General features: G+C 72.7%; 18 protein-coding genes and 1 pseudogene. 7 read left to right on the top strand and 12 right to left on the bottom strand.

Annotation, left to right across the window (positions count from 1 at the left end):
- Nucleotides 1-190: 190 nt before the first annotated feature.
- On the bottom strand, nt 191-391 hold the full coding sequence (locus ABTZ99_RS39630; protein WP_498782105.1) for a hypothetical protein: 201 nt from the start codon (nt 389-391) through the stop codon (nt 191-193).
- 488 nt (nt 392-879) lie between these two features.
- Between ABTZ99_RS39630 and ABTZ99_RS39625 the strand changes: the two genes are divergently transcribed.
- On the top strand, nt 880-1,704 hold the full coding sequence (locus ABTZ99_RS39625; RefSeq protein ID WP_499618171.1) for a hypothetical protein: 825 nt from the start codon (nt 880-882) through the stop codon (nt 1,702-1,704).
- Between the two features lie 149 nt (nt 1,705-1,853).
- Here the strand turns inward: ABTZ99_RS39625 and ABTZ99_RS39620 are convergent.
- The 3 genes and pseudogenes from ABTZ99_RS39620 to ABTZ99_RS39610 all read right to left on the bottom strand — a co-directional run.
- A pseudogene (locus ABTZ99_RS39620) lies at nt 1,854-2,198 on the bottom strand (WXG100-like domain-containing protein); the annotation flags it as partial.
- Between the two features lie 56 nt (nt 2,199-2,254).
- Nucleotides 2,255-2,566, bottom strand: a complete 312-nt coding sequence (locus ABTZ99_RS39615; RefSeq protein WP_230572357.1) for a WXG100 family type VII secretion target — start codon at nt 2,564-2,566, stop codon at nt 2,255-2,257.
- The gene (locus tag ABTZ99_RS39610; protein WP_498782084.1) at nt 2,563-3,066 is read right to left on the bottom strand and encodes a YbaB/EbfC family nucleoid-associated protein; all 504 of its coding nucleotides are present in this window, start codon (nt 3,064-3,066) and stop codon (nt 2,563-2,565) included. The genes ABTZ99_RS39615 and ABTZ99_RS39610 overlap by 4 nt, the downstream gene beginning before the upstream one ends.
- A gap of 109 nt (nt 3,067-3,175) precedes the next feature.
- On the opposite strand from ABTZ99_RS39610, the gene ABTZ99_RS39605 reads away from it, so the two are divergent.
- From ABTZ99_RS39605 to ABTZ99_RS39590, 4 genes are read left to right on the top strand one after another with little or no spacing between them, the layout of a single operon-like run.
- The gene (locus ABTZ99_RS39605; RefSeq protein WP_499618163.1) at nt 3,176-4,384 is read left to right on the top strand and encodes an MFS transporter; all 1,209 of its coding nucleotides are present in this window, start codon (nt 3,176-3,178) and stop codon (nt 4,382-4,384) included.
- Entirely contained in the window at nt 4,377-5,306 is a 930-nt protein-coding gene (locus ABTZ99_RS39600; protein ID WP_499618161.1) for a DMT family transporter, read from the top strand. The genes ABTZ99_RS39605 and ABTZ99_RS39600 overlap by 8 nt, the downstream gene beginning before the upstream one ends.
- Before the next feature lie 16 nt (nt 5,307-5,322).
- Complete coding sequence (locus ABTZ99_RS39595) at nt 5,323-6,171, top strand: bifunctional methylenetetrahydrofolate dehydrogenase/methenyltetrahydrofolate cyclohydrolase (RefSeq protein WP_499618159.1); 849 nt, start codon at nt 5,323-5,325, stop codon at nt 6,169-6,171.
- 20 nt (nt 6,172-6,191) lie between these two features.
- Nucleotides 6,192-6,485, top strand: a complete 294-nt coding sequence (locus tag ABTZ99_RS39590) for a DUF3017 domain-containing protein (protein WP_230572409.1) — start codon at nt 6,192-6,194, stop codon at nt 6,483-6,485.
- An 80-nt stretch (nt 6,486-6,565) separates the two neighbouring features.
- Here ABTZ99_RS39590 and ABTZ99_RS39585 read toward each other — a convergent pair whose 3' ends face one another.
- Nucleotides 6,566-7,129 carry a TetR/AcrR family transcriptional regulator gene (locus ABTZ99_RS39585; protein ID WP_498782090.1) on the bottom strand — a complete coding sequence of 188 codons (564 nt, stop codon included), beginning with the start codon at nt 7,127-7,129 and terminating at the stop codon, nt 6,566-6,568.
- A gap of 141 nt (nt 7,130-7,270) precedes the next feature.
- Here ABTZ99_RS39585 and ABTZ99_RS39580 point away from each other — a divergent pair, with 141 nt between their 5' ends.
- Complete coding sequence (locus tag ABTZ99_RS39580) at nt 7,271-7,840, top strand: dihydrofolate reductase family protein (protein WP_499618157.1); 570 nt, start codon at nt 7,271-7,273, stop codon at nt 7,838-7,840.
- A gap of 352 nt (nt 7,841-8,192) precedes the next feature.
- Here ABTZ99_RS39580 and ABTZ99_RS39575 read toward each other — a convergent pair whose 3' ends face one another.
- From ABTZ99_RS39575 to imuA', 4 genes are read right to left on the bottom strand one after another with little or no spacing between them, the layout of a single operon-like run.
- Nucleotides 8,193-11,489 (bottom strand): error-prone DNA polymerase, encoded by a 3,297-nt coding sequence (locus tag ABTZ99_RS39575; protein ID WP_498786822.1) that lies wholly within the window; start codon nt 11,487-11,489, stop codon nt 8,193-8,195.
- Entirely contained in the window at nt 11,489-11,689 is a 201-nt protein-coding gene (locus ABTZ99_RS39570; protein ID WP_498786821.1) for a hypothetical protein, read from the bottom strand. The genes ABTZ99_RS39575 and ABTZ99_RS39570 overlap by 1 nt, the downstream gene beginning before the upstream one ends.
- Entirely contained in the window at nt 11,689-13,278 is a 1,590-nt protein-coding gene (locus tag ABTZ99_RS39565; RefSeq protein WP_499618154.1) for a DNA polymerase Y family protein, read from the bottom strand. The genes ABTZ99_RS39570 and ABTZ99_RS39565 overlap by 1 nt, the downstream gene beginning before the upstream one ends.
- A gap of 43 nt (nt 13,279-13,321) precedes the next feature.
- Nucleotides 13,322-14,206, bottom strand: coding sequence for a DnaE2-dependent mutagenesis accessory factor ImuA' (imuA', locus tag ABTZ99_RS39560; RefSeq protein WP_498786819.1), 885 nt, complete (start codon nt 14,204-14,206; stop codon nt 13,322-13,324).
- 202 nt (nt 14,207-14,408) lie between these two features.
- Between imuA' and ABTZ99_RS39555 the strand changes: the two genes are divergently transcribed.
- A complete protein-coding gene (locus ABTZ99_RS39555; RefSeq protein ID WP_499618152.1) occupies nt 14,409-15,224 on the top strand; it encodes a hypothetical protein in 816 nt (271 codons plus the stop codon).
- A 50-nt stretch (nt 15,225-15,274) separates the two neighbouring features.
- Here the strand turns inward: ABTZ99_RS39555 and purH are convergent, their stop codons facing one another.
- From purH to ABTZ99_RS39540, 3 genes are read right to left on the bottom strand one after another with little or no spacing between them, the layout of a single operon-like run.
- Entirely contained in the window at nt 15,275-16,858 is a 1,584-nt protein-coding gene (purH, locus tag ABTZ99_RS39550) for a bifunctional phosphoribosylaminoimidazolecarboxamide formyltransferase/IMP cyclohydrolase (protein ID WP_499618150.1), read from the bottom strand.
- On the bottom strand, nt 16,855-17,517 hold the full coding sequence (purN, locus tag ABTZ99_RS39545; protein WP_498786816.1) for a phosphoribosylglycinamide formyltransferase: 663 nt from the start codon (nt 17,515-17,517) through the stop codon (nt 16,855-16,857). The genes purH and purN overlap by 4 nt, the downstream gene beginning before the upstream one ends.
- A 28-nt stretch (nt 17,518-17,545) precedes the next feature.
- On the bottom strand, nt 17,546-19,075 hold the full coding sequence (locus ABTZ99_RS39540; RefSeq protein ID WP_499618148.1) for a cell division protein PerM: 1,530 nt from the start codon (nt 19,073-19,075) through the stop codon (nt 17,546-17,548).
- Between the last annotated feature and the right edge of the window lie 133 nt (nt 19,076-19,208).

Raw genomic sequence — 19,208 nt, 5'->3', positions numbered from 1 at the left:
GCCCCACCGGCCGCCGGACCACCACTGCCGCCCACCACCGGCGCGGAACCGGCAGGCGCGGAACCCGAAGGCGCAGAACCCGAAGGTGCGGATCCAGGCGTCGGCCCACCAGGCATCGACCCACCGGACACCGACCCACCAGGCGTAGATCCACCGGGCATCGACCCGCCGAGCGGCATCCCACCCGCGATCACACCGCCGGCAACAGCCCCGCCGGCCAGTGCCCCACCAACAGGCGCACCACCCGGGACCGGACCACCAGCAGCCGGACCACCAGCAACCCCGCCACCGGGCACCGACCCACCAGGCAGTGCGCCACCGGGCGTCGCCCCACCGGGAACCGCTCCAGGCGTCGGCCCACCCGGCACAGAGCCACCAGGCGTCGATCCACCCGGCGTGGCACCGCCGGGCAAAGCACCGCCAGGCACAGCTCCGCCAGGAACCGGCCCACCAGCGGTCGAACCGCCGGGAGTGGACCCACCGGGCACCGGGCCGCCAGGCGTCCCACCCGGCGTCGACCCGCCGGGCAACGAGCCGCCTGGGACAGGCCCGCCGGCCGTCGCACCACCCGGCGTCTGCCCACCAAGAGACGAACCACCGAGCGCCGAACCACCAGGCGTGCCACCGCCCGGCACACCGCTACCCGGCGCACCAACCCCCGGCATCCCCGCACCAGGCGTCGGACCGCCGTGACCCTGCCCGCCGGGAGTCGTCCCACCGAACGGAGAACCACCCGGCACAGACCCACCCGCGGCGGGCACACCGGGCATCGCCCCACCCGGCCGGAGACCAGGCGCGGCGGACGCGCTGTGAGGCGTCGCGGCAGGAGCGGCGGTAGCGGCGGGAGCAGCGCCCAACCCGCTCGGCGGACCGCCGGCCGTGCCCGGCGCGAACGCCGGACCACCAGGCACCCCACCGGGCATCCGGGCAGGGGCAGCACCCGGCGTCGAACCAGGAGCCGAACCGGGAGCCGAGCCAAGAGCAGGACCGCCGGGCGCGCTGCTCGGGGCCGGTCCACCGGGAGCCGTCCCGAGCCGACTGCCGATCGACGGCCCCGTCCCACCACCACCGGGTGACGTCGGCACCGACGCGCCGCTGCGCCCACCGGACGTCCCGGGACCGTTGAAGGCCGACGGCGCCGGAGCACCACCAGGCGAAGACCCGGCGGACTCACCACCGACCGAAGGCGGCGCGCTGACCCTCGGCCCGGGCGCGGGCGGTGCGGCCACGGACGAAGCCGCGGTCGTCCCGGCGGGCGGCCGGTTCAAGCCGTCACGGTTCACCGGCGGCCCACTCGGCGAACCTCCGGGCACACCACCGGGCACACCACCGGGAACGCCGCCCGGCGTCGGCCCGAGGTTCGGCGGCCCGCCGTCCGGTCCGCCGGCGTTCACCCGCGGCGGCTCGACGGAGATCCCGTCCTTGGCGCCGCCGATCCCACCGGACACCGCACCGGCCGACGCGCCCATCAGCACGTCCCGCGCCGAGATGTCCTGCCCCATCACGGCCGCCGTGCCCACGGTGGACACCGCGCCCTCGACCGCACCGCGCGTCGCGCCGACCGCCACCTGCCCGGCCAGCCCGCCGCCCTCGAACTTCAGCCCGCCCGACACCCCGCCGACCAGCCCGGACACCGCGCCCGAGACCGCCGCCTCGGTGGTCTTGCCCCAGTCCCACGACTCGCGGTCGCCGCGCGCCACCTGAATCGCCTGGATGGCCGCGTCGATGCCGACCGAGATCGCGACCTCCTTGAGGATCGCGATGATCAACTGCCGGAACGTGAACTGCACGATCAACCGGGTCGCCTGCTGCGCGATCGGGATGCCCGCCGTCGTCGCGCCGAACGTGCCGAACGCCGCGGCGATCAGCGCGGCGATCTCGATCGCCAGCGCGATCAGCGACGCGATGATCGACAGCTTGGTGTACTCCACCTCCAGCGCGGTGTTGTCGCAGCTGTCCGCCAGCTGCTCGCAGATCTTCTGCAGCTTCGGCAGGTAGGAGTCGTCGCCCGCGGAGAACTTCTTCCAGTACTCCTCGAACGCCTTGACGGCCTCGCCGGTCTGGCTCGCGTACACGGTGGACGCCGCGCCGTTGCCCTCGTCGATGACCGACTTCACGCCTTGCGCGGCCGTGCGGTAGGCGTCGGCCATCCGCCGAAGCGCCGTCTCGTCACCCTCCGGCCAGCTCTGCCCGACCACGATCGGGAAGAGCCAGGTGACCTCGCCCGGGATCTCGATGCCCACCGCAGTGCCCCTCAGTAAGTCCGGGAGATCCCGGTCGCGTTGCCCTGGTCGGAACCCTCGTAGGCATCGGCGGTCTGCTCCACGCCGGTGCGGATGTCGGCAAGGGCCGTGGCGAGGTTGCCGAAGGCCTCCAACGTCGCCTGCGAATTCGGCACGTACTCCTTGGCGAACGCCTGCCCGGACTCGTCGCCGCCCCAGCACTGGCCCTCGGCCTGCAACGCCGAGCTCAACGCCTGCAGCACGCCGCCCAGCGAATCACCCGCCGCACCGAACTGACCCGCGCCTCGGCGCAGGCCGGACACGCTGACGTCGAACCCGCTCACCAGCCACTCCTGTCCATGATGGTGTCGCCGTCGTCATCGTCGGACCGCGGCGCGGGACGACGCGGCTGCGTCGACGGCTGCGGCACGACGGGCGGCTGGGGGATGAGGTCGGCCAGGGACGGCACGCCGGGCAGCATCTCCGACAGGTCGATGCTCGGGCCTGCCTGCGCGGGCGCGAGCACCTCGTTCAGCTCGGTCCTGGCCTTGGCCACGGCCTGCTGCACGGTCTCGGCGGTGAGCCGGGCCAGCTTGTCGGGCGTGGTGCGCTCGAACGCGTTGGCGGAGAACTCCAGGGACGTCAACGCGCCGGCGGAGTCGACGGTGGCGCGCACGGAGCCGTCCTTGGACACCGCGGTCGCCGTGATCGCCATGGCCTGCGCCTGCGTCTCGCGCAGCTCGTCGGTCTTCTTCCGCAGCTCGGCCAGGAGGGAGTCGACCTGCTCGCGCATGGCCGCGTTCCGCGCCTCCAACTCGGCGCGTCGTCCTGTCGGATCGGTCACAGCGGTCCCCTCGTGAGCGCTCTCCAGAGGTGCTGACGCTAACCGAGGCCCACGGGTTCCCGCGGATATTCGGCGGTGGGTTGTCGGTGCGTGCGGGCAGAGTGTCACCGTGCTCCGTCCGTACCGGGAACTCGCCGCGATACCCCACTTGCCGTGGCTGCTGCTGTGGTCGATGGTCGGCCGCATCCACCTGCCGGGCACGCCGCTGGCGGTGTCGTTCCTGATAGCGGGGTGGACGGGGTCGTACGCGCTGGCCGGTGTGGTCGGCGGCGCGTTGACGCTGGGCATGGGTGTGGCGGGCCCGCTGCGGGGCCGTGCCGCGGACCGGAGCCCGGCCGGGCGGCTGCTGCTGGTCACTTCGGCCGGCTACGGCGTCGGCATCGCGGTGCTCGGCGTGCTGCCCGCCGTCACGCCCGGCGGGGCGTGGCCGTTGGCGGTGGTGGTGGCGTTCCTGACCGGGCTGTCCACGCCGCCGGTGACGGCGATGAGCCGGGCGAGCTTCCCCCGGCTGGCGACGGGACCCGCGCAGTCGGCGGTGTTCACCGTCGAGGCGTCCATGCAGGAGGTCATGTACATCGTCGGTCCCGCGCTGGCGGCGACCGTGGTGGCGGTGTGGAACGCGCAGGTCGCGCTGTGGCTGTGCGGCGCGCTGGCGGTGCTCGGCGCGCTCGGCTTCGGCGGCGCGCTGCGACGGGCCGGGCTGGACCGCCCGGTGGCGCGTGAGGCCGCACCCGGTGGGCGGACGCTGCTGCGCGACGGTTCGCTGGCGTTGGCGCTGCTGACGGCGCTGTTCCTGGTGGCGTCGCTCGTGACGATCGACATGGTGATCATCGCGTGGGCACGTGACCTGGGCAGACCCGCGATGGCCGGTGTGCTGACGGCGGTGTGGGGCGTCGGGTCGGTCCTCGGCGGGCTGATCGCGGGCGGGCTCGTCGGGCAGGCCAGGTTCACGCGGCGGATGCTGGTGATGGCGCTGGGCATCGCACCGCTGGTGCTGGTGCTGCCACCGGTGCTCGACCCGTCGTCGGTGTGGTTGATCGGTGCGGTGCTGGGGGTGGGGGGCATGGCGATCGCGCCCGCCATCGCGGCCAACAACCAGCGGATCAGCGGGCTCGCGCCGGACGAGCGCAAGGCCGAGGCGTTCGGCTGGATGGGCACGTTCACCACGGCGGGCTCGGCGTTGGCGCTGCCGGTGGCCGGGTCGCTGCTGGACCACTTCGGGCCGGCCGCGGCGGCCGGTGCGAGCACGGTGGCGGCGTTGGTCGGCGCGTTCCTGGCGAGCCGGGTGCGCGAGCGGGAGGCAGTGCGGGTTGGGTGACCGGGTTCGGCTGGTCGGTGCGCTGCTCGCGTTCGTCGGCGGGGCGTTCCTGGCTGTTCAGGGGCGGTTGAACGGCGAGCTGGGGCACGTGTTCGGCGACGGGTTCCTGGCCGCGCTGGTGTCGTTCGGCGGTGGGTTCGCGCTGTTGCTGCTCGCCGTGCCGACGACGGCGGCGGGGCGGGCCGGGCTCGGCCGGCTGTGGTCGTCGCTGCGGGACGGGCGGATCCGCTGGTGGCAGTGCGTCGGCGGCGCGTGCGGGGCGTTCTTCGTGTCCACGCAGGGGTTGACGGTCGCGGCGCTCGGCGTGGCGGTGTTCACGGTGGCGGCGGTGGGCTCGCAGGCGGTGAGCAGCCTGCTGGTGGACCGGGCGGGCATCGGTCCGGCCGGGCGGGTGGCGTTGACCTGGCCGCGGGTGGCCGGTGCGGCGTTGGCGGTGGTGGCGGTCGCGGTGGCCGTGTCGGACGAGGCCGGTGACCCGTCGGCGTTGTGGCTGGCGCTGCTGCCCGCGCTGGGCGGGTTCGGGCTCGGCTGGCAGCAGGCGGTGAACGGGCTGGTGCGCGAGGCGGCGCAGAGCACGCGCGTGACCACGCTGATCAACTTCGGCACCGGGACGGTGGTGCTGCTCGTCGTGTGCGCGGTCGACGTGGCGGTGCGCGGGCTGCCCACGGCCGCGCCGAGCGAGCCGTGGTTCTACGCGGGCGGGGCGCTCGGGGTCTGCACCATCGGCTCGGCCGTGCTGGCCGTGCGGTGGCTGGGCGTGCTGCTGGTCGGGCTGTGCCAGGTCGCCGGGCAGCTCGTCGGCGCGCTCGCGGTGGACGTCGTGGCTCCCGCCGCAGGTGAGCACGTGTCCGTGCTCGCGCTGGTCGGCACGGCGTTGACGCTGCTGGCCGTGGTGGTCGCCGCGTTGCCCGGCCGGCGGTGATGAGAGGATGAGGCACGTGACTGCGACGATCCTCAACGGCAGGGCCACCCGGGACGCGATCTTCGAAGACCTGCGCGAGCGGGTCGGCGCGTTGCGCGAGCGGGGGGTGACGCCGGGGCTGGCCACCGTGCTGGTCGGTGACGACCCGGGCTCGCACTCGTACGTGCGGGGCAAGCACCTGGCGTGCGAGAAGGTCGGCATCACGTCGATCCGCCGCGACCTGCCCGCGGACACCACGCAGGCGCAGCTGGAAGAGGTCATCGACGAGCTGAACGCCGACCCGGCGTGCACCGCGTACATCGTGCAGCTGCCGCTGCCCAAGCACCTCGACCCGAACCCGATCCTGGAGCGCATCGACCCGCGCAAGGACGGCGACGGCCTGCACCCCGTCAACCTGGGCAAGCTGGTGCTCGGTGACGAGGCCCCGCTGCCCGCCACCCCGCGCGGCGTGGTCGAGCTGCTGCGGCGGTACGACGTGCCGCTGTCGGGCGCGAACGTCACCGTCGTCGGTCGCGGGGTGACGGTCGGGCGTCCGATCGGGCTGCTGCTGACCAGGCGTTCGGAGAACGCCACCGTGACGTTGTGCCACACCGGCACCAAGGACCTGGCCGCCGAGGTGCGGCGGGCGGACATCGTCGTCGCGGGCGCGGGCAGCCCCGGTCTGATCACCGCGGACATGGTGAAGCCCGGCGCGGCCGTGGTCGACGTCGGCATCACGCGCACCGAGGCGGGGTTGGTGGGCGACGTTCACCCGTCCGTGGCCGAGGTGGCGGGTTTCCTGGCGCCGATCCCGGGTGGCGCGGGTCCGATGACCATTGCGATGCTGCTGACCAACACGGTCGAGGCAGCCGAGCGCACGGCCTGAGGCGGGAAGCGGTGGAGTTGTTGCCGGAGCAGCGCTGGCGGTCCGCGGCGGGCAAGCACCTGCCGTTCGCGCTGGTGCTGGTGGTGGTGGGGCTCGGTCTCGTGCGGATCGTCCAGTACCACTGGCGGCAGGGCGCGGTGCTGATCGGCGTCGCGCTGCTGGTCGCGGCGCTGCTGCGAGTCCTGGTGACGGACGAGCAGGCCGGGCTGATCGCGATCCGGGGGCGCAGCGTGGACGCGCTGCTGTACTCGGGGCTGGGCTTTGCGGTGATCTTCGTAGCGATGACCATCATCGGTGGTCCGCTGGATCGGTGACCTGGGCCGGGCGGGCTTGGCCAGGTTCGTTCGGGTTCGTTCGGCTGGGTTCGTTCGGTTCGTTCGGCTGGGTTCGCTGGTCAGGTTCGGTCGACCAGTGCTGTGATCAGCTCGGTCATCTCCTCTGGCGGAAGCACGTCGGGCAGGGTCAGGTGCTCCACCATCAGGCCGCTCATCGCCAGGTAGAGCGAGACGACGGTGGTGCGGTCGCCGGGTAGGCCCGCGTCCAGGTGGAAGCGGACGTTCTGCTCCAGGTTCTCGCTGATCGTCCTGGTCAGCGCGGCCTGGAGCTCGGGGCGCCTGGTGGCTTCGAGTCTCAGTTCCAGCAGGGCCAGGTAGCCCGTGCGGTCGACTTGGAGCCGTTCCAGCAGTTCTTGCAGCAGGCGCACCACGAGGCTCTTGTCCGGTGGCGCGTCCATCGTCCTGGCCAGCCTCTGCGCGTCCGGTGTCAGCCGGACGTGGATGTGCTCGCCGACCTGTCGCAGCAAGTCGTCGCGGCTGGTGAAGTAGTTCGACGCGGTGCCGTTGGGCACCCCCGCCTCCTGGTCGACGGCACGGAACGTCAGCCCTCGCGCGCCCTCGCGCGCCAGCACCTCGATCGCCGCGTCGACCAGCGCCATTCGCCTGTTCGGGTTGCGCACCACGGTTCCTCCTTGACAACTACTCCGGGCATAGTACTACAGTCGGAGCACTACGGGTGGAGTGGTTGTCATCGTGTCCGTGCCGAGCCCGTGAACCAGGACCAGGACCCCGAACCAGGAACCAGGAACCAGGAGGAATCCACCATGCGAACCCTGACCTACTTCGTCGCGACCTCGCTCGACGGCTTCATCGCGGACCCGAAGGGTGGTTTCGGCGACTTCCTGTTCGAAGGCGACCACATGACCGCCCTGGTCGAGGAGTACCCCGACACGCTGCCCGCGCAGGCTCGCGAGGCCATGGGCATCGACGCGCCCAACCAGCACTTCGACACGATCCTCATGGGTCGCGCCACTTATCAAGTGCCGGGAGGACTACCGAGTCCTTACCCGCACCTGCGCCAGTACGTGGTGTCGTCACGGCTGAGCACGACGCCCGAGGACGTGCAGGTGGTGACGGATCCGCTGGCCAAGGTGCGTGAACTGAAGGAAGAGTCGGACGGTCTGGGCATCTGGCTGTGCGGAGGAGGCAGGTTGGCCGCCGGCCTGCTGCCCGAGATCGACGAACTGGTGCTCAAAATTCACCCGATTGTACTGGGTAAGGGCATCCCCCTGTTTGCGGGCGAGTTCCCCACTGCGCGATTCGCCAAGGCGTCGACCAGAGTTTTCGACTCGGGGGTGGTGTTTGCTTCGTATGCCAAGGTGGATGGCGTCTGAGCTGCGATTGAGGTTCCGGTTCGGTTTTCAGTTTGATGCCCGGCTTGGGTTCGGCTCGATTTGACATGGGGCCCTTACGGGCACCCCAGGCAGGCCAAAGCCGGGCAGGCCTGGCGGGAAAAGCGTCCGCCAAGCCTGCCCGGCTTCGACCAGCCTATGACACCCGAACCCATGTCAAATCGGGCCTAGGTGCGGATGTGCGGGTCCGTTGTGCGGCGGTTGGGGCAAGTGGACTCAGTGGACGCGCCGCGGGGCCGTTGTGGGCGAGTGGGGGTTCGGTGGGCCCGGGGCGGTTTCAGGGCCGTTGTGGGTAGGCGGGGGTGGTGGTGTGGCGTCGGCGAGTAGAGCGGGTTTAGCGGAAGTCGCGTGAGCGTGAGGGGATGCGCAGGTCGAGCTGTTGCAATCGTTCCGCGCGGATGCTGATGACGCCTTCCGCGGATTCGACGACGCCTCGGATCAGCAGAGCCGGGCTGGTTCGGGCGACCTTGCGGTAGCGGGCCCACAGGCCCGTGGTGCAGACGACGTTGACCATGCCGGTCTCGTCCTCGATGTTGAGGAACGTGACGCCGCCCGCGGTGCCGGGGCGTTGGCGGTGGGTTACGGCGCCGCCGATCAACACCCTGGTCCCGTTGGGCACGGTGGCCAGGTCGGCGGTGGCCAGGGCGCCCAGGGCGGTCAGTCGCTCCCGGACGAACTCGGTCGGGAAGCTGCCCGGGGACAAGCCCATCGCCCAGACGTCGGCGACCGCCAGCTCGACCTCGTCCATGCCGGGCAGGGCGGGCGCCTCGGTGCCTACCACGGTTCCGGGCAGGCGGTCGGGTCGGATCTTCGCGACGGCTCCCGCCGACCAGAGCGCGGCACGTCGGTCCAGGCCGAAGCACCCGAACGCGCCCGCCGTGGCCATGGCCTCCACCTGGGCCGTGGTCAGGCGGACCCGGGCGCCGAAGTCGGCCATGTCCCGGAACGGGCCCGATTCCCGTTGCGCGACAACGTCTTCGGCGACCTTCTGACCGATCGTCCGGATGCCGGCCAGGCCGATGCGCACGGCCTGCTCGCCGTCCACCAGCTCGAGGGTGGCGTGCGGGAGGCCGGCGTTCACGTCCGGACCGAGCACGCGCACGCCGTGACGGCGGGCGTCCGCGACCAACGACTGAGGGGAGTAGAAGCCCATGGGCTGAGCACGCAGCAACGCCGCGCAGAAGGCGGCCGGGTGGTAGAGCTTGAACCAGGCGCTGACGAACACGAGGTGCGCGAAGCTGAGCGCGTGGCTCTCCGGGAAGCCGAAGTTGGCGAACGCCAACAGCTTCGCGTAGATCTTCTCCGCCAGCTCGTGACCGATGCCGTTGGCCTTGGCGCCCTCGTAGAAGCGCTCGCGGAGGCGTTCCATCCGGTGCGTGGAGCGCTTGGCGCCCATGGCGCGGCGCAGTTCGTCCGCCTCGGCGGGGCTGAAGTCGGCCACGTCGACGGCGATCTGCATGAGCTGCTCCTGGAACAGCGGCACGCCGAGGGTCTTCTTGAGCGCCCCCTCCAGCAGGGGGTGGTCGTAGTCCCACTGCTCCTTGCCGTTGCGCCGGCGGATGTAGGGGTGCACCGAGCCGCCCTGGATCGGGCCGGGGCGGATCAGCGCGACCTCCACCACCAGGTCGTAGAACGTCCGCGGCTTGAGCCGGGGCAGGGTCGCCATCTGCGCGCGGCTCTCCACCTGGAACACGCCGACGGAGTCGGCGCGCTGCAGCATCTCGTAGACGGCTTGGTCTTCGAGGTCGAGGTTGCCGATGTCGACCTCGACGCCCTCGTGCTCGCGCACCAGGTCGATGGCGTAGTGCAACGCCGAGAGCATGCCGAGGCCGAGCAGGTCGAACTTGACCAACCCGATGGAGGCGCAATCGTCCTTGTCCCACTGCAACACCGTGCGGTCGGCCATCCGGCCCTTCTCGACCGGGCACACCTCGCTGACCGGCCGGTCGCAGATGACCATGCCGCCGGAGTGGATGCCCAGGTGCCGCGGGAAGTTCTCCAGCTCGGCGGCCAGTTCCAGCACCGGGCCGGGAATGCCGCCTTCCTCCACTGTGGACCGCAGCGGGCCCCAGCGGTCGATCTGCTTGCTCCACGCGTCCTGCTGGCCGACGGAGTAGCCGAGCGCCCGCGCGACGTCGCGGATCGCCGACCGACCGCGGTAGCTGATGACGTTGGCGACCTGTGCGGCGTGCCGGCGTCCGTACTTGCGGTAGACGTACTGGATGGCCTCCTCACGGCGGTCGGACTCGATGTCGAGGTCGATGTCGGGAGGGCCGTCGCGGGCCGGCGCCAGGAAGCGCTCGAAGAGGAGGTCGAAGCGGACCGCGTCGACGTTGGTGATGCCGAGGGCGTAGCAGACCGCGGAGTTCGCGGCCGACCCCCGGCCCTGGCAGAGGATGTCGTTGCGCCGGCAGAACGAGACGATGTCGTGCACGACGAGGAAGTAGCCGGGGAAGTTCAACTCCTTGATGATCTTCAACTCGTGCTCGATCTGCTGGTACGCCCTGGGGTTCTCGCCGATCGAGCGGTAGCGGCGGGCCGCGCCGTCGTAGGTCAGCTCACGCAGGTGGCTGTTCTCGTCGTGCCCCGGCGGCACGTCGAACGGCGGCAGTTCCGGCGCGATCAGCTTGAGGTCGAACTGGCACTGCAGGCCGAGCACGGCCGAGCGGTGCACCGCACCGGGGAACCGGGCGAACCGGCGGGCCATCTCCTCCCCCGACCGCAGGCACGCCGTGCGGCCGGGCGGCAGCCAGCCCGCCATCTCGTCCAGGCTGCGCCGCGCCCGCACCGCCGCCATCGCCGCCGCCAACCGACCCCGTGCGGGCACCGCGTAGTGCACGGCGTTCGTCGCCACGGTCGGCAGCCCCAGGTCGTGGGCCATGCCCCACAGCAGGTCGTTGCGCGGCCCGTCCTCGGGGTAGCCGTGGTCGGTCAGCTCCACGAACACCCGGTCCGCCCCGTACAGGTCGACCAGCCTCCGCAGCTGCGCGAACGCCGCCGCCGGCCCTTCCCGCGCCAACGCCCGCCGCACCGCGCCCTTGCGGCAGCCGGTGAGCACGACGCAGTCGTCCCGGGTGTCCGCGACGACCTCCTCCAACCGGTACACCGGCCGCCCCTTCTCGCTGCCCTCGGCGAGCTGGCCGGTGGTGACCGTGCGGCACAACGCGTGGTAGCCGTCGCGGTTGGTGGCCAGCAGGAGCAGGTGCTCGCCCTCCGGGTCCGGCACGCCGTTCTGCGGCTCGGACAGCCCGAGGCTCAGCTCCGTGCCGAACACCGTGCGCATCCCGAGCTCCTTGGCGGCCTCGGCGAACCGCACCACGCCGTACATGCCGTCGTGGTCGGTCAACGCCACCCCGTCCAGCCCGAGCTGCTGCGCCGCCTCCACCAGCTCCTCCGGGTGGCTGGCGCCGTCGAGGAAGCTGAAGTTGGAGTGGCAGTGCAGCTCGACGTACGGCACGCGGGCGCGGGTCGACCCGAGGTCGTCCACCTTGACCGCGAAGTCGGGCGGCGCCTCGTAGCGGTCGCGGTGGCGCGTCCACGCCGGGCTGTCGCCGCCGTCGGGCACCGGGGGTTTGCCCGACAGCGCGCGCTCCAGCTCCGACCACCGGACCGGCGGGTTGTTCCAGCCCATCAGCGCGAGTCGTCGAGCGCCCGCCGAGGCGACGGGATCGACGGCGCCGCCGGTGGCAGCCGTGCGGGCAGCCAGCCGAAGCTCACCACGTAGGCCGGTCCGCCGCGCTGGTCCGGCACCTCGTGCCGGTCCGGCGCGGCGCAATCGTCCAGCCACTCGGCCAGGCTCCGGCGATCCTGCTCGGAGAAGTCACCGCTCATCAGTCGTACACCCCTTCCACCGCCCACTTGCCACCCGCGCGGATCAGCAGGAACGCGAGTTCCTCGCCGTCCGCCGCGGTTCCCAGCACTTGCAGTCGTGCACCGCGCATCGCGGTCTCCGCGTCCCACCAGCGCTCGTCCACCGGCCACGGCCCCGACCACGCCACGACCTGCCGCGCACGGCCGCCGTGCACGATCCGGTGCGGCCGCACGACCAGCTCGGCGTAGCCGGTGACCACGACGTCCGCACCCGAGGAGTCCAGCAGCGCGACCGGCTCGGGTTCGGCGAACACCGTGGCGGGCGACGGTCCGGGCAGCTGCCCCGGCCACGGCTGCTCCGCGTCCGCCGCCGGGGTGCGCTCGTCGCCCCACGGCACCAGCCGCACCCGCTCGACCGGCCCACGTCCACCGCCGAGCACGGGCGTGAGCACGGCGTCCGGCCCGAGCAGGCCCTGGACGTGCACCATCGCGCGCGCCGCGCGTTCGGCCGCCTCACCCTGGTCCTGACCCGCGCCCGGCCACAGGCCCAGTTGCAGCGCGGTGGCGTCGACCACCTCTTCGGGGTCCAGCCGCAGCAGGTGGATGCCGGCGGTGAGGCCGGCGCCGTCGAGGCGGGCCCGGGTGAGCCAGCCGTCGAGCTGCCAGCGGACGCGGTCGGCGATGCCCTGCGGGGTGAGCGGCTCGGCGCAGCGCCACAGCCGGTGCAGCTCCTCGCCGTTCTCGGTGGTGGCCCGGATGCCGAGGCGGGTGCAGGCCAGACCCCGGTCGGCGAGGCCCGCGTGCAGGCGTTCGGCGAGGCCCTTCGCCGCGAACGCCGCCGCGTCGACCCGGTCGATCGGCGGGTCGAGCTCCCGGGTGACCGACAGCTCGGGCGGCGGGCGGCGGCGCGACCTGGGACGTTCCTCCAGCCCGGCGGCCAGCCGGTGGGCGAGCACGGCGGCGCGGCCGAAGCGGGTGGCGACGTCGCGTTCGGGCACGGCGGCGAACGCGCCGAGCGTGCGCAGGCCGAGGCGGCGCAGCAGGTCGACCAGCGCGGCCCGGTCCTCCCGGCGTTCGGCGGGCTGGTCGAGTTCGTGGATGCCCAGCGGCGCGAGGAACTCCCGGGTCCGGCCCGGCGGCACGACCAGCCCGCGGTGCGCGGCCAGGGTCGACGCGAACAGCCCGTCGGCGAACCCGACCTGCGCCTCGACCCCGGCGCGCACCGCGATGTGGTCGACCAGGCGCTCGGCGGCCGACTCGGCGGACCCGAAGTACCCGACCGGCCCTTGGGCGGCGACGACCACCAGCCCCGGCCGGACCACCTCGATCCCGGGCGCGAGCTCCTCCACCGCCACCGCGACCGGCTCGAAGAGCCGGGCGTCGCGCACCTCGTCGCACTCGAAGACGGCCAGCTCGGGGCACTGCCCCTGGGCCGCGCGCCGCCGCATCCCGCGCCGCACCCCTTCGGCGCGCGCGACCGCCGAACAGGCGACGACTTCACCCGATCCGACGACGGCGGCAGGGAGGTGCGGCGGGAGCGCGGCCTCGGCGGAGGCCGCCACCACCGGCCAGTCAGGACACCAGACGGCAAGCGTGTACAGGGGATTCACCTCTTCGACGAGTGGGAGGGGCGGGTTGTGAGACGCGCACGGCTCACACCGCCTCGACGGTGGCCGGGAAGGACGGACCGGGTTGGTCGGGTAGATCGGGTTGGTCGGGTAGGTCGGGCGGGCCAGGCGGACCGGTGGAGGGGGGACGCGGCAGGCCGGCGGGCAGCAACGGCAGGTCGGCCGTCGGCAGCGGCAGGCCCGTGGGCAGCCGCGGCGAGTTGGCGGTCGGCAAGGGTGCGTCGGCCGGCGGCAGTGGTGAGTCAGTGGTCGGGAGCGGGACCAGGGAGGGGCGTGCGGGTGGCTCCGCGGCGGTCCCGGGGAGCACCAGGCTCGTTTGCCGTGGCCTCGCCGCGGCGCCTCGGCCGGTCGCTTGGACGTTGACGGTGCGAGCGGTCAGGAGGCCGTGGCCCGCTTCCAGGCCGGTCCAGTGGCCCGAGGTCGCCGTCAGCTCCACGTCCGCGCCCGGCCACGAGACGGTGAAGGGCAGCAGGACTGCCTTGCGGTGCCGGGCCCGGGCCGAGAGCTTGCGCGAAGTCGCGGGGGTGACCGGCGTGGCCAGCACGACCAGGTCGAACCCGTCCAACAGGGCCGCCACGGTCTTCTCGACCTCGCCCTGGTCCCTGCCAGGTCGGGGGACCAGGGCGAGTCGATGGACGGCCACGCCCAACTCGGCCGCCGCGAGTGCCCCACACCCCGGCAGGCCGACCACGGCCGCCCAGCATCCTTCCGCCGTCGCCGCGGCCATCAGCGCGAACAGCAACGATGTCGACCCTCGCACCGACACCGTGCTGCCCCGCCGCAGGCCACCCCACGGGAGGAGCCCTGCCAGTTCCCCGCGAACCGGCAGGGCCCGGACCGGTGCCTTGGTCAGCTCGCCCGCCGCGCCTACCCCGAGCGCGGTCAGCGTCGCCGTTGCCGACCTGGACACCAGCCCTCCTCCCACAGATCCGCGCGCACCCCTGTGCGCGGATCGCCGTGGGAAGTTCGGCGACCTGTCTGTCGAACATCTGTTCGAACGACACGGTGATCTTATCCCTAACCCGCCACCCCCTGTCAATGCCGGCAGCGTCCACGATCGGGTGGCCGGCAGACTGCTGCTCGCGACACCGACCGGCCACACGGGGGGAACCGTGAACGCACCTCAGAACCCGCAGAACTGGCCCCAGCAGCCACAACCCGGCTACGGACCACCTCAGCCCGGCCCCGGGCAACCGGGCGGGTACGGCCAGGGCCAACCCGGCGGGTACGGACCACCCCCGCCCGGTTTCGGCCCGCAGGGACCGCCCGGCTCCCAGCAACCCGGTCACGGCCCGTACGGCCCCCAGCCGCCGAAGAAGAGCCGCACGGGCCTGGTCGTGGGCATCGTGGTCGCCGTCTTCGTGCTGGTCCTGGGCGGTGTCGCCACCACGTTCCTGCTGGACTACTACGAGCAGCCGGGCGGCGGCCCGGGTGAGCAGCCGATCGCCGAGTGCGACCTCAGCGCCGACCTGAAGTCGCAGGCGCACGTCAGCAGCTTCCGCCTGGTCGAGAAGCCCGCCCAGGACAAGGGCCTCAAGCGCTGGAACTGCCACTGGCAGCAGACCGAGGGCAAGGACGGCCGCAACCCGCGCAGCATGGCCTTCTACATCTACGACTACCGCGACTTCACCGACAAGTCGAACCAGAACGTCGAGCACGCGGAGAGCACCTACGACGACGCCGCCGGGTTCGCGAACGGCCTGCAGACCAAGCCCGTGGAAGGCCTCGGCGACGAGGCGATGCTGATCATCGAACCCACGCCGCGCGACTCGATCGACGTGAAGCTGATCGCCCGCCAGGACGCGGTGGTCTGGAGCATCACCTACAGCGGGCGGGACAAGGGCTTCATCAGCGACTCGCCGATGCCGCTGGCCGACGCGGAGGCCGTGGTCCGCAAGACGGCCGAGGAACTGATCGCGAAGCAGTGAGACGCGGAAGGGCTCCCCGTCCGCCGACGAGGAGCCCTTCCGGAGCGCTACTAGTGCGCGAAGTGCCGCGTGCCGGTCAGGTACACGGTCGCGCCGGCCGCCTCCGCCGCCGCGATCACCTCGGCGTCGCGCACCGAACCACCGGGCTGCACGACCGCGCGCACACCGGCCTCCAGCAGCACCTCCAACCCGTCCGGGAACGGGAAGAACGCGTCCGACGCGGCCACCGAACCCCGCGCCCGCTCACCGGCGCGCGCCACCGCCAGCCGGGCCGCGTCGACCCGGTTGACCTGGCCCATGCCCGCGCCGACGGTCGCGCCATCGGACGCGAGCAGGATCGCGTTCGACTTCACCGCCCGGCACGCCCGCCACGCGAACGCCAGGTCGGCCAGGCCCTCCTCGTCCAACGGCGTGCCGCACGCCAACGTCCACTTCGCCGGGTCGTCGCCCTCGGCCTCGATGGTGTCGGTCGTCTGCAACAGCAACCCACCGGACACGGCCCGCATCTCCACGCCACCGCGGTCGGGCGCCGGCGCGACCAGGATGCGGATGTTCTTCTTGCGCGTGAGCACGTCCACCGCGCCGTCGGCGTACGAGGGCGCGATGATCACCTCGGTGAAGATCTCCGCCACCTGCTCGGCCATCTCCACGGTCACCTCGCGGTTCGCCGCGATCACGCCGCCGAACGCGCTCACCGGGTCGCACGCGTGCGCGTTGCGGTGCGCCTCGGCGATCGCACCCGGACCGTCCACCTTGGACACCGCGATGCCGCACGGGTTGGCGTGCTTGATGATCGCCACGCACGGCAGCTCGTGGTCCCACGCCGCCCGCCACGCCGCGTCGGCGTCGACGAAGTTGTTGTAGGACATCTCCTTGCCGTGCAGCTGCTCCGCCGTCGCCAGCCCGGAACGCCCGTCGCCCTGCGTGTACAGCGCCGCCCGCTGGTGCGGGTTCTCGCCGTACCGCAGCACCTGCTTGCGGTTCCACGTCGCGCCGACCCAGCCCGGGAAGCCGGAGCCCTCGTCGTCCGCCACGACCGCGCTGCCCAGCCACGAGGCCACGGCCACGTCGTAGGACGCGGTGTGCCGGAACGCGTCCACGGCCAGCCGCTGCCGGTCCGCCAGCGTGAACCCACCGGCCTTGACCTGCTCCAACACCCACGAGTACCGCGACGGGTCCACGACGACGGCCACGCTGGCGTGGTTCTTCGCCGACGCCCGCACCATGGCCGGACCGCCGATGTCGATCTGCTCCACGCACTCGTCGGCCGACGCGCCCGAGGCCACGGTCTGCGTGAACGGGTACAGGTTCACCACGAGCAGGTCGAACGGCTCGATGCCCAGCTCGCGCAGCGTCTCCAGGTGCGACTCGCGCCGGGTGTCGGCGAGCAGCCCCGCGTGCACGCCCGGGTGCAGCGTCTTCACCCGACCGTCCAGCGCCTCCGGGAACCCGGTGACCTCCTCGACCGGCGTGACCGGCACGCCCGCGTCGGCCAGCGCGCGCGCCGTGCCGCCGGTGGAGACGATCTCGACTCCGGCCGCGTGCAGGCCGGTGGCCAGTTCCAGCAGCCCCGACTTGTCGGAAACCCCGATCAGGGCCCGGCGAACCGGTCGCCTCTCGGCAGGAGTGGTCACGGGATGCTCACCTTTCGTCCGTTCACGGTGCAGCCCTCGCGGGCCAGGCGGGCGACCACGTCGACCAGCAGCCGCCGCTCCACCACCTTGATGCGCTCGTGCAGGCTTTCGACGTCGTCGTCATCGGCGACGACGACCGCTTCCTGGGCCAGGATCGGCCCGGTGTCCACACCGCCGTCCACCAGGTGCACGGTCGCGCCGGTCACCTTCACGCCGTAGTCGACGGCGTCGCGGACGCCGTGCGCGCCGGGGAAGGCGGGCAGCAGCGCGGGGTGGGTGTTGACCATCCGGCCGCCGAAGCGGGCCAGGAAGGCGGGTCCGAGGATCTTCATGAAGCCGGCGGTGACGACCAGGTCGGGCTTGTGCGCCTCGACGGCGTCGGCCAGCGCGGTGTCCCACGCGTCGCGGTCGGCGTGGTCGCGCAGCTTCACCGCGAAGGAGGGGACGCCTGCGCGCTCGGCGCGGCCGAGGCCCTCGATGCCGGTGCGGTCCGCGCCGACGGCGACCACCTCGACCGGGTATCCGGGGTCGGCCGCCGCGTCCAGCAACGCCTGCAACAGGGTGCCGGAACCGGAGACGAGGACGACGACCCTGGCGGGGACGGGAAGCCGGAGTGTGGTCGCGGCGCTCAGCGTGCTCTCCTTGCTGGGGACTGTCACAGCAGCTCAAGAGCAGCCTAGGCGTTGGCTAGCGGGGCTCGTCGGCCAGGTCCTCCGGGTCGGCCTCGTCACCCTCGTCGGAGTCGGAGTCGGGTTCCTCGTCGGCGTCCTCGGGGTCGGTCTCCTCGGGGTCGACGTCCTCGACCAACTCCTCTTCGAGGTCGTCGTACTCGTCGAGGTCGTGGTCGAACTCCTCGTCGTCCTCCTCGTCGAGCTCCTCCCCGTCCTCGTCCTCGTCGTACTCCTCGTCGTCTTCTTCCTCCTCGAACTCCTCCTCGAGTTCTTCGGCTTCCTCGTCGTACTCGGCTTCGTCCTCGTAGTCCTCGTAGTCCTCTTCGTCCACGACGGCCTCCGGTTCCGGCTCGGCCGCCACCACGCGCCGCGGCCGCGGCCCGGAGAACCAGGCCACCACCGCGCCCGGCACGGTCACCCAGCCGAACGTGAGCACGGCCAGCAACCCGGCCGGGATGGTGACCGGGTTGAACGCCCCGCCGCCCAGCGCGCCACCGGCCACCGCCGCCAGCACCAGCGCCCCGACGCCCGCGGTGACCGCCGCGACCAGCACCGCGCGCACCCTGGCCCGCGGCGTCTCGGCCGCGTCGCGCAACGAGAACCCGGCCACCACGCCGATCACGCCCGGCAGCACGAGCACCAGCGCCAGGTAGGACGCCTGCTCCTCGGGCAACGCGGCCAGCAGCGGCACGGCGGGCACCGGGCCGCCGACGAACTCCAGCGGGCCCACCACCGCCGCGCCGATCGAGAACCCCGAGCCCACCACGTACGACAACGCACCGACCACCGCGTTCGGCAGGTACGCCAGGCACAGCAGCCAGATGCCGAGGCCCGTGCCGATGGTGCCGCCGCTCTGGTCGAACAGCACCGCGGTGGTCGACCACGAGAACAGCAGCCCGAGCGCCAGCACCAGCGCACCCGCCGCGACCAGCGCGAACAACGCCAACGCGCCCGTGCGCAACCCGCGCCGCGCCACCGGGTCGACCCGCTCGAACACGACTTCCACCAGACCGCAGCGCTGCGCGACCCCCGCGACCGCCGCCAGCCCGGACACCACCGCGCACCCGAAGAACGCCACCGCGGGCGTGGCCCGGACCGGACCCTCGTCACCCATCAGGAACGCGATCACGCTGCCGACCACGGCGTGCGCGCCCGCGATGCCGAACACCACCGACCGCGCCTGCAACGGCTCGAACAGCCCCAACCGGTCCGCCGCGCCCGCCGCCGCCCGGTACACCAGCAGCATCACCAGCGCGGTCGGCAGCAGCGGCAGCAGGCCGAGCTGCCCGCCGTCGAAGCGCAGCGGCACGTGGTGCGCGACCAGCCAGCCCGGCGCGGCGGCGGTCAGCACACCGGTCGTCGAGAACGACGCGTGCGCGGCCGTCGAGGAGATCAGCGCGAGCAGCGCGGCGACGCCCGCGTAGCCGATGACCACCGACCCGGCGGCGGTCATCGTGAGCACCCGCACCCGTTCGGCGCGGGAGAACTCGGGCGGGCGGACGGAGTCCGTCACGACACCGTGCGAGGTCGTTTGCTGCACCGACATCCTCCCACTGTCCCAGTAGCGGTGAGCCGTTCGGTCGAGACTCGCCGGACACGCGAAGAGGGGTGGGGGGGGGGGTGGGGGGGCGCCCCCCCCCCCCCCCGCGGAACCCCAGGGGGGGGCGCCGGCGCCCCCC

It is taken from the genome of Actinosynnema sp. NPDC002837 (assembly GCF_040295345.1).
Lineage (GTDB): Bacteria > Actinomycetota > Actinomycetes > Mycobacteriales > Pseudonocardiaceae > Actinosynnema.
This window is presented reverse-complemented; position numbering and strand designations above follow the sequence as displayed.